Origin of the sequence: Frigoribacterium sp. Leaf8, assembly GCF_001421165.1 — a bacterium.
Lineage (GTDB): Bacteria > Actinomycetota > Actinomycetes > Actinomycetales > Microbacteriaceae > Frigoribacterium.
This window is the reverse complement of record NZ_LMKB01000006.1, coordinates 278,719-291,679: the sequence shown is the minus strand read 5'-3', so window position 1 is coordinate 291,679 and position 12,961 is coordinate 278,719. Positions and strand designations below refer to the sequence as shown.

Genomic DNA, 12,961 nt, shown 5'->3' with positions numbered 1-12,961 from the left:
ATCTGGACACGTCGTCGTGCTGTTGCAGACTACCCGATGGGGCCAGGAGCGGCCAGGGACCGTGCCCGAAGCGTGTCCGTTTCGTGATATGAGTCACCCGTCGACCGGTCGGCGTCGCGGCCTTGGTACGGTGGGGCGATGGCTGGACGGCGCGAGGACGAAGTGGGTGACATCGCCCCCGACTCGACACCGGGTGACGACACGGTCGGAGCGGTGGGCGCGTCCGACCAGGGGGAGAACACAGTGGACGACGACTCGACGACCGCGGGGGACGTGGCCGAGGGGACGGCTGAGTCGACGGGGGCCGCGACGCCCCGCGTCCCGGTGACGAAGTCGTCGACCGCGCGCAAGCCCCCGGCACCCCGGAAGCCCGCGTCGCCCCGCAAACCCTCGCAGCGCACCGCCGCCGACCGGTCGGCGGCGGCCAAGAAGGCAGCGGCGACCCGTGCCGCGAACGCGCGCGCCCGGGCCGAGGCGGCGGCGAAGGCCGCGGAAGAAGAGGTCGTCGCCGAACTCGCCGATGCGGGTGCCACGACGGACGGTACGGTCGTCGTGCCCGTCTCGGCCGACGACTACTTCGGCGACGCCCTGACGGCCGAGGAGGAATCGGCGGTCGCCCCGGACGACGCGCTCGCCGCCGACGCACCGACGACCGCCGGCGCGACCGCCCCGGACGACGAGGCCACCGTCGAGGTCCCCGAGGCCGAGACCGAGGCCGACGACGTCGAGGCCGCCGAGGCCCTCGACAGCGAGGGCGACGTCCGACCGACCCGTCAGGTCGACGTCGAGGCGCCCGTCGTGCTGTCGATCTCGGGGCTCATGAAGCGCTACGGCGGCACGGTCGCCGTCGAGAACGTCGATCTCGAGGTGCGGGCCGGGTCGTTCTACGGCATCGTCGGTCCGAACGGGGCCGGCAAGACGACGACCCTGTCGATCGTGACCGGTCTCCTGCGTCCCGACGCCGGCACCGTGACCGTCCTCGGGGCCGACGTCTGGCGCGACCCGGCCGCGGCGAAGCGAAGCCTCGGCGTCCTCCCCGACCGCCTGCGGCTCTTCGACCGGCTGACGGGTGCCCAGCTCCTCTATTATTCCGCGACCCTGCGGGGGCTCGACGGCGTGACGGCGCGCAAGCGCTCCTCCGACCTCGCCACCGCGTTCGGGCTCCACGACGCGCTCGGTCGTCTCGTCAGCGACTACTCCGTGGGCATGACGAAGAAGATCGCCCTGGCCGCCGCGATCATCCACTCGCCCCGGGTCCTCGTCCTCGACGAGCCCTTCGAATCGGTCGACCCCGTCTCGGCCGCGACCGTGACGGACGTCCTGCAGCGCTACGTGGCCGGGGGTGGGACGGTGCTGCTCTCGAGCCACAGCATGGACCTCGTCGAGCGCATCTGCGACAGCGTCGCGGTGATCGTCGACGGCCACGTGCTCGCCAGCGGCACGGTCGACGAGGTGCGGGCCGGACGCTCCCTCGAGCAGCGGTTCGTCGAGCTCGCCGGCGGGCGCGCGGTCACGGAGGGCATGGAATGGTTGCAGAACTTCTCCGACTGAGGCTCCAGACGATCGGCAACACGGTCCGCTTCGGGCCCCGCCGACTGACCGTCGCCGTCGCGTCCGTGCTGGCCGTGTTGATCGCGACCATCGCGGTCGCGAGCCTCGTGAGCGGCCTGCGTGATGCGCCCCTCGACGACGTGCGCGCCCTCGCGGTCGGCGGGGGAGCCCTCTTGCTGGTCGGATTCGCCGTCGTCCCCTTCGCGACCGTCCGTCCTGCCTGGAGCGACCCCCGCCGCCTCGCCGTCCTCGGCGTGCCCGAGGGGCGGGCGGCGATCGGACTCGCGCTCGGTGCCGCGGTCGGACTCCCCACGCTGGCCCTGCTGGTCCTCTCGACCGGATACGTCCGGGCCTGGGGCGAGGGCACCGGCGTCGCCGCCGTCGCGGTCGTGGGGGCACTCGTCGCCGGCGTCACCGCGCTGTTGCTGGCCCTCGTGGCCTCGACGCTGAACAGCGTCGTCCTGACCTCCCGACGCGGTCGCGAGCTCGCACTCGTCGGTGCCGTGCTCGTCGTGTTGCTCGCCGTGCCCGTGATCGTCGACCTCGTCCGTCTCTCGTTGCCCGGCCGTTCGGGCAGCGGCGTCGTCGCGGACGCCCTCGCCTGGACTCCCTTCGGAGCCGCGCTGGCGCTCCCCGGTCACGTCGCCGCAGGTCAGACCGGTCGCGTCGTGGCCGACGTCGTCATCGCCGCCGTCACGCTCGTGGCGCTCTGGCTCGCCTGGCGGGCACTCGTCGCGCGTGCGTTCGTCGACCGACCCGAGCCCGAGGAGGTCGACGACGGCGACGGACTCGGGTGGTTCGAGTACGTCAGGGCCTCGCCGACCGGAGCCGTCGCGGGCCGCAGCCTCACCTACTGGATGCGCGACGCCCGCTACCGCATGTCGCTCGTCATCATCCCGTTCCTCCCGCTGCTCGTCGTCCCCCTCGGCATCGCGGGTGTCAGCTGGAACTGGCTGGCCCTCGTCCCGGTGCCGATCATGTGCCTGATCCTGGGGTTCCTGCCACACAACGACGTCGCCTACGACAGCACGGCGCTCTGGATGCACGTGGCGTCCGACACGCGGGGTCTGGCGGACCGGGTGGGGCGACTCGCGCCTCCTCTGCTGATCGGCGTCCCGCTCGTGGTGCTCGGGTCGGTCGTCGCCACCTGGCTGTTCGGCGACTGGCAGGCCCTGCCGTCCGAGCTGGGGGTCAGCGCCGGCTTCCTCCTCAGCGGCCTCGGTCTCTCGAGCCTGGTGTCGGCCCTCCTGCCGTACGCCACGGTCCGACCGCACGACGACCCGTTCCAGCAGCCGCAGTCGAACGGCGCGACCGCGGCCTGGGCGCAGACCGTCATGATCGGGGGAGCCGTCCTCGTCACGGCACCCGCCCTCTGGTTCGCCGGTCGCGGGCTCATCACGGGCTACGCCGCGGGCGGCACGTGGGCGCTGGTCCTCGGCGTCGGCATCGGACTCGTCGTGCTGGTCGCGGGTGTCGCCCTGGGCGCCCGGGTCTTCTCGCGGCGGGCTCCCGAGCTGCTGGCGTTCGCCCTCCGCAGCTGAGACGAGGTCGACGTACGATGTCTGCATGACTGACACGCAGACGGGCGGCGGCCTCGACGTCATGGACCGCGAGCTCGAGAAGCTCCTGAACGACGAGGCGATCGACCCGGGCGACCACGAGCGCTTCTCGCACTACGTGAAGAAGGACAAGATCATGGAGTCCGCGCTGAGCGGCAAGCCCGTCAAGGCGCTCTGTGGCAAGAAATGGACGCCTGGTCGCGACCCCGAGAAGTTCCCGGTGTGCCCGACCTGCAGGGAGATCTACGAGAAGATGACGTCCGAGTGATGTGGGCGCCTGATCAGGCGTAGACGGTCGGCACGACCGGCTCGCCACGACCCAGCCGTAGCGCCTGGTCGGGTAGCTCTGCCACGGCCGCGGCCCGGTGGAGGCGCGCGCGGGCGACACCTTCCGGCCCGGTGTGCCGGGCATCGATCTCGCCGGCCGTGACGAGCGGGACGTGCAGCGATCGCTCCCCGGCCGCCGTCTCCGACGACCCGATGCGGATGAGCTCGCGGGTGGCGACCCCGTCCACGATGACGCGCACGGGGGACTTCCGTCCTCCCACGGAGGCCTTGTCGGCCGACTTCTTCGCCACGGAGACCCAGTCGCCGTCGTCGCCGCGACGGGCGACCAGTTTGAAGACCATGCCGGCGGCCGGGTGGCCCGATCCCGAGACGACCGAGGTGCCGACGCCGAACGAGTCGACCGGGGCCGCGCGCAGGGCGGCGATCGTGTACTCGTCCAGGTCGTTCGTGACGGTGATCTTCGCCGCCGTCGCGCCGAGCTCGTCGAGCTGAGCGCGGACCTGCCCCACCAGCGACGGCAGGTCGCCGCTGTCGATGCGCACCGCCCCGAGCGACGGTCCGGCGACCCGGACGGCCGTGGCCACGGCTTCGGGGATGTCGTAGGTGTCGACGAGCAGGGTGGTGCCCGGCCCCAAGGTGTCGACCTGGGCGCGGAAGGCGTCCTCCTCGGTGTCGTGCAACAGGGTGAACGCGTGGGCGGCGGTGCCCATCGTCGGGACGCCCCACGACCGGCCGGCCTCGAGGTTGCTCGTGGCACCGAAGCCCGCGATGTAGGCGGCCCGGGCCGCGGCCACGGCGCTGCGTTCGCCCGTCCGCCGTGAGCCCATCTCGGCGAGCGGGCGACCGTCGGCGGCCGAGACCATGCGCGCCGCCGCGCTGGCCACGGCCGAGTCGTAGTTGAAGACGCTCAGCGCCAGGGTCTCGAGCAGCACGGCCTCGGCGAACGTCGACTGGATGACCAGCAGCGGCGACCCCGGCAGGTAGACCTCGCCCTCGGCGTAACCCCAGATGTCGCCCGAGAACCGGTAGTCGGCCAGCCAGTCGGCGGTCGTCGCGTCCACAACCCCCGCCTCGCGCAGCCAGGCCACCTCGTCGTCGCCGAAACGGAAGTCGGCGAGCAGCTCGAGGAACCGACCGGTGCCCGCGACGATGCCGTAGCGCCGCCCCTCGGGCAGGCGTCGCGCGAACACCTCGAACACGCTGTCGCGGTGGGCCGTGCCCGCCTTGAGGGCGGCCTCCACCATGGTGAGTTCGTACCGGTCGGTCAACAGCGCGCTGGTCACTCCGCCAGCCTAGGCTCGCCCGGTCGTCGAGGGGGTCGCGGCTCGCGCCGGGTAGGCTTCGTGGTCGTGACGGACGCACCCATCGGAGTCTTCGACAGCGGCGTCGGCGGGCTGACCGTGTCGAGGGCGATCATCGACCAGCTGCCCCACGAGTCGATCCGGTACGTCGGCGACACGGCCCATTCGCCGTACGGGCCGAAGCCGATCGCCCAGGTGCGCGGCTACGCCCTCGCCGTGATGGACGACCTCGTCGCCCAGGGCGTCAAGTTGCTGGTCATCGCCTGCAACACCGCCTCGTCCGCGGTGCTGCGCGACGCCCGGGAGCGGTACACGATCGGCGCGGGCATCCCCGTCGTCGAGGTGATCCAGCCCGCCGTGCGCGCGGCGGTGCAGCAGACGCGCAACGGCCGCATCGGCGTCATCGGCACCGAGGGCACGATCAACTCGCGTGCCTACGAGGACGCGTTCGCGGCGGCCGCGGGTCTCGAGCTGATCACGCAGGCCTGTCCCCGCTTCGTCGAGTTCGTCGAGGCGGGCGACACGTCGAGCCCCGAGCTGCGGGCAGTCGCCGAGGGGTACCTCGCCCCGCTGCGCGACGCCGGCATCGACACCCTCGTCCTGGGCTGCACCCACTACCCCCTCATGTCGGCGGCCGTCCAGTACGTCGTGGGCCCCGACGTCCGTCTCGTGTCCAGCGCGGAAGAGACGGCAGCCGACGTCTACCGCACCCTCGTCCAGCACGGGCTCGAGCGCACCGACCGGGGCGAGCCGCACCACGAGTTCGAGGCGACCGGGCCCGACGAGAAGTCGTTCCTGCGCCTGGCCCGCCGGTTCCTGGGTCCCGAGGTCTCGCGCGTCGGGCACCTCGAGACGGGGGCGATCGAGTTGCCCCCGGGCCGCCGCACCGTCGAGCGGACCTGACCCGCGCCTCCTGCGCCCGTGGGGTCGACGACCCCGCCCGCCACCGTCCATCCCCAGCCGAGAGAAGGCACCATGACCGACACCACGAGCACGACCGTCCGCGCCGACGGGCGCAGCACGACCGACCTGCGCCCCGTCACGATCGAGACCGGGTGGAGCGCCCACGCCGAGGGCAGCGCCCTCATCACCTTCGGCGGCACGAAGGTGCTCTGCACGGCGTCCTTCACGAACGGCGTGCCCCGCTGGCTGACCGGCAAGGGCAAGGGCTGGGTCACGGCCGAGTACGCGATGCTGCCCCGGGCCACCAACTCGCGCAACGACCGCGAGAGCGTCAAGGGCAAGATCGGCGGTCGCACGCACGAGATCTCGCGCCTGATCGGCCGCAGCCTCCGCGCCGTGGTCGACACCAAGGCCCTCGGAGAGAACACGATCGTCCTCGACTGCGACGTCCTGCAGGCGGACGGCGGCACCCGCACCGCCGCGATCACGGGTGCCTACGTCGCCCTCGCCCAGGCGATCGAGTGGGGGCGCGAGAAGAAGTTCGTCGGGCAGAAGGCCACGCCCCTGACCGACAGCGTCTCCGCCGTCTCGGTGGGCATCATCGACGGCGAGCCGATGCTCGACCTCGCCTACGTCGAGGACGTCCGGGCCGAGACCGACATGAACGTCGTCGTCACGGGCAGCGGATCGTTCGTCGAGGTGCAGGGCACGGCCGAGGGCGCGCCGTTCGACCGTCGCGAGCTCGACTCGTTGCTCGACCTCGCCGTCGCCGGCGCCGTCGACCTGAGCCGCTTCCAGCGCGAGGCACTCGGCCGATGACCCGCGTCGTCATCGCCACGCACAACCAGGGCAAGGTGGCGGAGCTCCGACTGCTGCTCGCCGAGACGGCGCCGGGCGTCGAGCTGGTCGCCTACGACGGCCCCGAGCCGGTCGAGGACGGTGAGTCGTTCGCGGCCAACGCCCTGATCAAGGCGCGTGCGGCAGCACGTCACACCGGGCTGCCCGCCCTCGCCGACGACAGCGGGATCTCGGCGGCGGCCCTCGGCGGGGCTCCCGGCATCCACTCGGCGCGCTACGCCGGCACCCGCGACGCGGACGACAACATCGACAAGCTGCTGGCCGAGCTCGACGGGGCCGACGACCGCTCGGCGTGGTTCTCGTGCGCCGCCGCCCTCGTCGTGCCGCCGCCCGTCGGTGCCGAAGGCCCCGACGGGCCGCCCGAGGCGAGCGCGTGGGTCGAGCACGTCGAGTACGGCGAATGGCACGGCGAGGTGCTGGAGGCGCGGGTCGGCTCGAACGGGCACGGTTACGACCCCGTGTTCCGCCCCGAGGGCGAGAGCCGCAGCGCGGCCGAGCTCACCGCGGACGAGAAGAACGCCGTCAGCCATCGCTCCCGGGCGTTCCGGGCGATCGCGCCCCGGGTGGCCGCGCTCGCGGACTGAGCCGCGCGCGCCTCCTCGGGGCCCTCGGCCATCGGCCGACGGGCGCCTGGGTGCCCGCGGTGGTCAGGCGTCGTGCGGCGCGGACGACACCTGCGGCGTCTCGACCTCGCCCGAGGCCTCGGCCTTCTTGGCCTGGTGCACCCCGTGGAAGTAGTGGATCGCGATGGGGATCACCGTCGCCAGCACGGCCCCGAGCAGGATGAGGTCGATGTACGAGCTGACGAAGTCCGCGACGGGAGGGATGTGTCCGATGCCGAAGCCCGCCAACGTGATGCCCATGCCCCAGACGACGGCGCCGACGGCGTTGAACAGCGAGTACCGCCGGTAGCTCATGTGGCCGACTCCGGCCATGATCGGCGCGAAGGTGCGGATCACCGGGACGAACCGGGCGATGATGACGGCCATCGGGCCGAACCGCTCGAAGAAGGCGTTCGTGCGGTTGACGTTCGCGACGCTGAACAGCCCGCTCTCCTTCCGCTCGAAGATGCGGGGGCCGACCTTGTGGCCGATGAGGTAGCCGAGCTCGCCGCCGGCGAACGCGGCGATGCTGATGAAGATCGCGATCAGCCAGATCGGCAGGCCGAGGGCGCCGGGGTTCGTCGCGGCGAGGATGCCCGTGATGATCAACAGCGTGTCACCCGGGAACAGGAAGCCGATCAGCAGGCCCGTCTCGGCGAAGACGAGCAGGCAGACGCCGAGCACGGCCCACGGTCCGAAGGACGTGAGCAGGTACTCGGGGTTCAACCAGGGGATGGAGACGAGGGGCAGCATCGGGTGTTCTCCGGTCGTGGTGGCCGGCCTGCCGGTCTCGCTCAGGGTACCCGTGCGGGTGGAGGGACGTGAACCCTGGCGGGAGGGGGCACGTCGTTACGGCGCTCTGTGTGCGGGAGAAGGGACTTGAACCCTCACGCTCGAAAGCACAGGAACCTAAATCCTGCGTGTCTGCCAATTCCACCACTCCCGCGGCAGCACCGAGTGTACCGACGGCGACCCTCGGCGGGAACGGGGACGAGGAGGCGCTAGCGCTGAGAGCGGGGCACGTGCGGTGAGTAGCGGGGCACGTAGCGCAGGAGGATCGCCGCACCCACGAGGCCGAGGACGCCCATCACCCCGCTGGCGAGCGAGATCGACACGACCGCGGTCACCCCGGAGATGAGCAGGGGCGCCGCAGCGCTGCCCGCGTCGCCGGTGAAGCGCCAGGCGCCGAGGAAGGGGGCGGGGTCGCCTTTGTCGGCCAGGTCGGCACCGAGCGTCATGAGGATGCCGCTGCCGACGCCGTTGGCCAGGGACATCAGGATCGCGACGGCGACGAACCATCCGACCCTGGCGTCGAGGTCGTGCGTGACCGACAGGGCGAGGTACGAGAGCCCGAGGCCCACCATGCAGGGGACGGCGCTCCAGAGGCGCCCGAAGCGGTCCATGATCTGTCCGCTCGTGTAGAAGAGCGCGAAGTCCACGGCGCCGGCGATGCCGATGATGATCGCGGTCTCGGACGCCCCGAGGCCGATGCTGACGGCCCAGAGGGGCAGCATGACCTGGCGACCGGAACGCATGGCGCCGATCAGGGCCGCCCCGCTGCCGAGCTTCAGCAGCACGCCTCGATGACGCCAGAGGGTCGCGAAGAGGCCGTGTGCCTCCCGGGCGACGAGGTCGGCGCCGTCCTCCGTGCCGCTGCCCGGCCGGACGCCGAAGGCAGCCGACGGGTCGCGCAGGACGAGCAGCGCGATCGCCGCGCCGAGGCAGCCGACGATGTGGACGACGAACGCCGATTGCACGGACCCGGTCAACTCGATGACCCCGGCCGAGAGGAACGGGCCGACGAAGTAGCCGAGTCGGAAGACTCCGCCGAGGCTCGACAGCGCCCTGGCGCGGATCTCGACGGGCACGAAGCTGGTCATGAAGGCGTGCCGTGCGAGGGCGAAGACCGCGGTCGCGAGGCCGATCACCAGCACGCCGACGGCGAGGACGATCTCGTTCGGCGCCAGCAGACAGGTGACGAGTCCGCCGATGCTCACGAGCGAGGCACCGATCATCGCGGTGCGCTCGCCGATGCGGCTGACGAGCCATCCGCTCGGGATGTCGCCGATCAGCTCGCCCACGAGGATGAGCGCGGCGACGAAGCCGGCGAAGGGGAGCGAGGCACCGAGCTCGCTCGCCACGACGGGGATGATCGGGATGATGGCCCCCTCGCCGATGGCGAAGAGCGCCGCGGGCAGGAACGCCGCGAGGGCCACCGACCGCATGCTGAAGGCGGGGGAGGAGGAAGACATGTCGCTCGCCACCCTAGGCCCGCTGCGTACACTTGTCGGATGAAGGTCTTGGCAGCGATGAGTGGTGGAGTCGACTCGGCGGTGGCCGCGGCGAGGGCGGTCGAGGCCGGCCACGACGTGGTGGGCGTGCACCTGGCCCTCAGCCGGATGCCGGGGACGCTCCGAACGGGCAGCCGTGGCTGCTGCACCATCGAGGACTCGATGGACGCCCAGCGCGCCGCCAACAAGATCGGCATCCCCTACTACGTGTGGGACTTCTCCGAGCGCTTCAAGCTCGATGTCGTCGACGACTTCGTCGCCGAGTACTCCGCAGGCCGCACGCCCAATCCCTGCATGCGCTGCAACGAGCGCATCAAGTTCGCCGCCCTGCTCGAGAAGGCGCTCGCGCTCGGCTTCGACGCGGTCTGCACGGGTCACTACGCGACCATCGTCACCGACGACCGGGGCAACCGAGAGCTGCACCGCGCCTCCGCCTGGGCGAAGGACCAGTCGTACGTGCTGGGCGTGCTCACCGCCGAGCAGCTCGCGCACTCGATGTTCCCGCTCGGGGCGACGCCCTCCAAGGCCGAGGTGCGGGCCGAGGCCGCCGAGCGCGGCTTCAGCGTGGCGTCCAAGCCCGACAGCCACGACATCTGCTTCATCCCCGACGGCGACACCCGCGGGTGGCTCGCCGAGCGGGTCGGTGCCGAGACGGGTGAGATCCTCGATCGCAGCGGTGCCGTGGTCGGGTCGCACGAGGGGGCGCACGCCTTCACGGTCGGCCAGCGCAAGGGCCTCAACATCGGCTTCCCGTCCGATGACGGGAAGCCGCGCTTCGTGCTCGAGGTGCGACCGGTCGACAACACGGTCGTCGTCGGACCGAAGGAGGCCCTCGACATCGCCGAGATCGCCGGCGGCTCGTACACCTGGGCCGGGCTCGCCCCGGTCGACCCGACGGTCGCGTTCGACTGCGACGTGCAGATCCGTGCCCACGCCGACCCCGTACCCGCCGTCGCGCGGGTGTCGGAGGTCGAGGGTAAGAAAGAACTCGTGATCACACCTCGCGAACCCCTCAACGGCGTCGCCCCCGGGCAGACCGCCGTCGTCTACGTCGGCACCCGCGTCCTCGGTCAGTGCACGATCGACCGCACGGTCAGCGCCGTGCCCGTGCCCGCAGACGTCACCGTCTGAGGCGACCACGATGAGCGAGACCGGCGACGACGCCTCCGCCTCCGCCTCCGGGCCCGCGGTCGAGACCGACGGCGTCCCCGACGACCTGTCGCAGGCGCGAGACGAGGCCGAACGTCTGACGACCCGCATCCTCGAACTGCGTGACCAGTACTACGAGGGCAACGGCTCGACCGTCTCCGACGCCGACTACGACGGCCTCGTGCGACGCCTCGACTCCCTCGAGCGGGCTCACCCCGAGCTGCAGAAGCCCGACAGCCCCACGCAGACGGTCGGTGGCCGGGCCGAGACCACGCAGTTCGCCCCGGTCGAGCACGCCGAGCGCATGCTCAGCCTCGACAACGTGTTCAGCGACGACGAGCTCGCCGAGTGGGCGGGCAAGGTCCAGCGCGACGCCGGGACCGAACGCGTGCGGTTCCTCACCGAACTGAAGATCGACGGCCTGGCGATCAACCTGCGGTACGAGGACGGCGTGCTCGTCACCGCCGCCACCCGTGGCGACGGCGTCGTCGGCGAGGACGTGACCGGCAACGTGCTCGCCATGGGCACGATCCCCGAACGGCTCGAGGGCACCGGCCACCCGCCGCTGGTCGAGGTGCGAGGCGAGATCTTCTTCCCGGTCAGCGAGTTCGACGAACTCAACGCCCAGCAGCGCGAGGCGGGAGAACGCGTCTTCGCGAACCCCCGCAACGCCGCCGCCGGCTCGCTGCGTCAGAAAGAAGAGGGCAAGAGCCCCGAGAAGCGCGAGTTGATGCACGCACGCCTGCGCCGCCTGCGGATGCTCGTGCACGGCATCGGCGCGTGGCCGGTCCGAGAACTCGAGCGGGCGACCGAGGTCCGCTCGCAATCCGAGGTCTACGACCTGCTGGGCGGGTGGGGCCTGCCCATCTCGACCCACTACCGCGTCTTCGACACCGTCGACGAGGTCGAGGCCTTCATCCACGACTACGGGGTGCGGCGCTCGTCGGTCGAGCACCAGATCGACGGCATCGTGGTCAAGGTCGACGACCTCGCCCTCCACGAAGAGCTCGGGGCAACGAGCCGGGCTCCCCGGTGGGCGACGGCGTTCAAGTACCCGCCCGAAGAGGTCAACACGACGCTGCTCGACATCGTCGTCAGCGTCGGACGCACGGGCCGAGCGACGCCCTTCGCCGTCATGGAGAAGGTCGAGGTCGCCGGCAGCGAGGTGCGCCAGGCGACCCTGCACAACCAGCAGGTCGTCAAGGCGAAGGGCGTGCTGATCGGCGACACCGTCGTGCTGCGCAAGGCGGGCGACGTCATCCCCGAGGTGCTCGGCCCGGTCATCGAGCTGCGCGACGGCACCGAACGCGAGTTCGTCATGCCCGTCGACTGCCCCGAGTGCGGCACCCCGCTCAAGCCCGCCAAAGAGGGCGACATCGACCTGCGCTGTCCCAACGCCGAGAGCTGCCCTGCCCAGGTCCGCGGACGCGTCGAGCACATCGCGTCCCGCGGCTCGCTCGACGTCGAAGGTCTCGGCGAAGTCGCGGCGGCCGCGCTGACGCAGCCCGTCGAGCCGGCCACGCCGCCCCTGCGCACCGAGGCCGGCCTCTTCAGCCTGACGATGGCCGACATCTTCCCCGTACGGGTCGTCGTCCGCGACACCGAGACCGGCATGCAGAAGCTCGAGGCCGACGGGCAGCCGAAACTCGTCACCCCGTTCCGCCGGAAGCGCGCCAAGCGCGACGGCGCCTTCGACCCCTCGGCCACCGAGTTCTCGGGTGACGAGACCTCGGTGCCGTCCAAGACGGCGATCGAGATGCTCGCGAACCTCGAGAAGGCGAAGACCAGCCCGCTGTGGCGGTTCCTGGTCGGTCTGAGCATCCGACACGTCGGGCCGGTCGCGGCCCGGGCGCTGGCCAACCACTTCGGCTCGCTCGACGCCATCCGAGCCGCCTCGCGGGACGAGCTCGCGGCCGTCGACGGCGTGGGCGGCATCATCGCCGATGCGCTGCTCGCCTGGTTCGACGTCGACTGGCACGTCGAGATCATCGATCGGTGGACGGCGGCGGGAGTGCAGTTCGCCACACCCGGTCATCCCGGACCGGGTGCCGCCGAGGCGGCGGGTGGCGTGCTCTCGGGCGTGACGGTCGTGGCGACCGGGAGCCTCGAGGGATTCACCCGCGAGGGCGCACTCGAAGCCATCGTCGAGGCCGGCGGCAAGGCGGCGAGCAGCGTCAGCAAGAAGACGGACTTCGTCGCGGCCGGACCCGGCGCCGGATCGAAGTTGACGAAGGCCGAGCAACTCGGGGTACGGATCATCGACGCGGAGCAATTTGCTGTCCTCCTTAAGGAGGGCCCGGCGGCTCTCGTTGTCCCCCAGGTGGGGGACGAGGAGGCGCCTGAATCATGATTTCCCTGGTCAGGGGCACTTTGGTTTCCTAGGATGTGAGGACGTGTCGTTCTCCAGCAGTAGGGAGCCGGGGTACAGGCACGTGACTAGGGGGAAGACCCGACGTGCT

At 71.5% G+C, this 12,961-nt stretch carries 11 protein-coding genes and 1 tRNA gene; 8 read left to right on the top strand and 4 right to left on the bottom strand.

All coding sequences use genetic code 11. The annotated features are described in order from the left end of the window. Positions 1-138 precede the first annotated feature (138 nt). The 3 genes from ASL10_RS15670 to ASL10_RS12900 are packed head-to-tail and all read left to right on the top strand — an operon-like array spanning position 139 to position 3,378. Positions 139-1,551 carry an ABC transporter ATP-binding protein gene (locus ASL10_RS15670; protein WP_082460568.1) on the top strand — a complete coding sequence of 471 codons (1,413 nt, stop codon included), beginning with the start codon at positions 139-141 and terminating at the stop codon, positions 1,549-1,551. Continuing rightward, the gene (locus tag ASL10_RS12905) at positions 1,527-3,092 is read left to right on the top strand and encodes a hypothetical protein (protein ID WP_056048591.1); all 1,566 of its coding nucleotides are present in this window, start codon (positions 1,527-1,529) and stop codon (positions 3,090-3,092) included. Before ASL10_RS15670 ends, ASL10_RS12905 begins: the two co-directional genes overlap by 25 nt. A gap of 25 nt (positions 3,093-3,117) precedes the next feature. Then, positions 3,118-3,378: a DUF3039 domain-containing protein gene (locus tag ASL10_RS12900; RefSeq protein ID WP_056048588.1), complete on the top strand. Its 261-nt coding sequence runs from the start codon at positions 3,118-3,120 to the stop codon at positions 3,376-3,378. Positions 3,379-3,391: 13 nt separating this feature from the next. Here ASL10_RS12900 and ASL10_RS12895 read toward each other — a convergent pair whose 3' ends face one another. After that, entirely contained in the window at positions 3,392-4,642 is a 1,251-nt protein-coding gene (locus ASL10_RS12895; protein ID WP_056049164.1) for a nicotinate phosphoribosyltransferase, read from the bottom strand. 105 nt (positions 4,643-4,747) lie between these two features. Here ASL10_RS12895 and murI point away from each other — a divergent pair, with 105 nt between their 5' ends. The 3 genes from murI (at position 4,748) to ASL10_RS12880 (ending at position 7,044) form a co-directional block, all read left to right on the top strand. After that, a complete protein-coding gene (murI, locus tag ASL10_RS12890; RefSeq protein ID WP_056049161.1) occupies positions 4,748-5,602 on the top strand; it encodes a glutamate racemase in 855 nt (284 codons plus the stop codon). A 72-nt stretch (positions 5,603-5,674) separates the two neighbouring features. Next, on the top strand, positions 5,675-6,421 hold the full coding sequence (gene rph, locus ASL10_RS12885; protein ID WP_043595412.1) for a ribonuclease PH: 747 nt from the start codon (positions 5,675-5,677) through the stop codon (positions 6,419-6,421). After that, the gene (locus ASL10_RS12880; RefSeq protein ID WP_056048585.1) at positions 6,418-7,044 is read left to right on the top strand and encodes a non-canonical purine NTP pyrophosphatase; all 627 of its coding nucleotides are present in this window, start codon (positions 6,418-6,420) and stop codon (positions 7,042-7,044) included. The genes rph and ASL10_RS12880 overlap by 4 nt, the downstream gene beginning before the upstream one ends. Before the next feature lie 63 nt (positions 7,045-7,107). On the opposite strand, the gene ASL10_RS12875 is transcribed toward ASL10_RS12880, so the two are convergent. The 3 genes from ASL10_RS12875 to ASL10_RS12865 form a co-directional block, all read right to left on the bottom strand. Next, on the bottom strand, positions 7,108-7,815 hold the full coding sequence (locus tag ASL10_RS12875) for a DedA family protein (RefSeq protein WP_056048583.1): 708 nt from the start codon (positions 7,813-7,815) through the stop codon (positions 7,108-7,110). A 111-nt stretch (positions 7,816-7,926) separates the two neighbouring features. Further along, positions 7,927-8,008, bottom strand: a tRNA-Leu gene (locus tag ASL10_RS12870). 55 nt (positions 8,009-8,063) lie between these two features. Next, positions 8,064-9,314 (bottom strand): MFS transporter, encoded by a 1,251-nt coding sequence (locus ASL10_RS12865; RefSeq protein WP_056048580.1) that lies wholly within the window; start codon positions 9,312-9,314, stop codon positions 8,064-8,066. Between the two features lie 39 nt (positions 9,315-9,353). Between ASL10_RS12865 and mnmA the strand changes: the two genes are divergently transcribed. Together mnmA and ligA are read left to right on the top strand one after the other, a co-directional pair. Further along, complete coding sequence (gene mnmA, locus ASL10_RS12860) at positions 9,354-10,484, top strand: tRNA 2-thiouridine(34) synthase MnmA (protein WP_082460566.1); 1,131 nt, start codon at positions 9,354-9,356, stop codon at positions 10,482-10,484. A 10-nt stretch (positions 10,485-10,494) separates the two neighbouring features. Continuing rightward, positions 10,495-12,852, top strand: a complete 2,358-nt coding sequence (gene ligA / locus ASL10_RS12855) for an NAD-dependent DNA ligase LigA (RefSeq protein WP_056048577.1) — start codon at positions 10,495-10,497, stop codon at positions 12,850-12,852. The last annotated feature ends 109 nt before the right edge of the window (positions 12,853-12,961 follow it).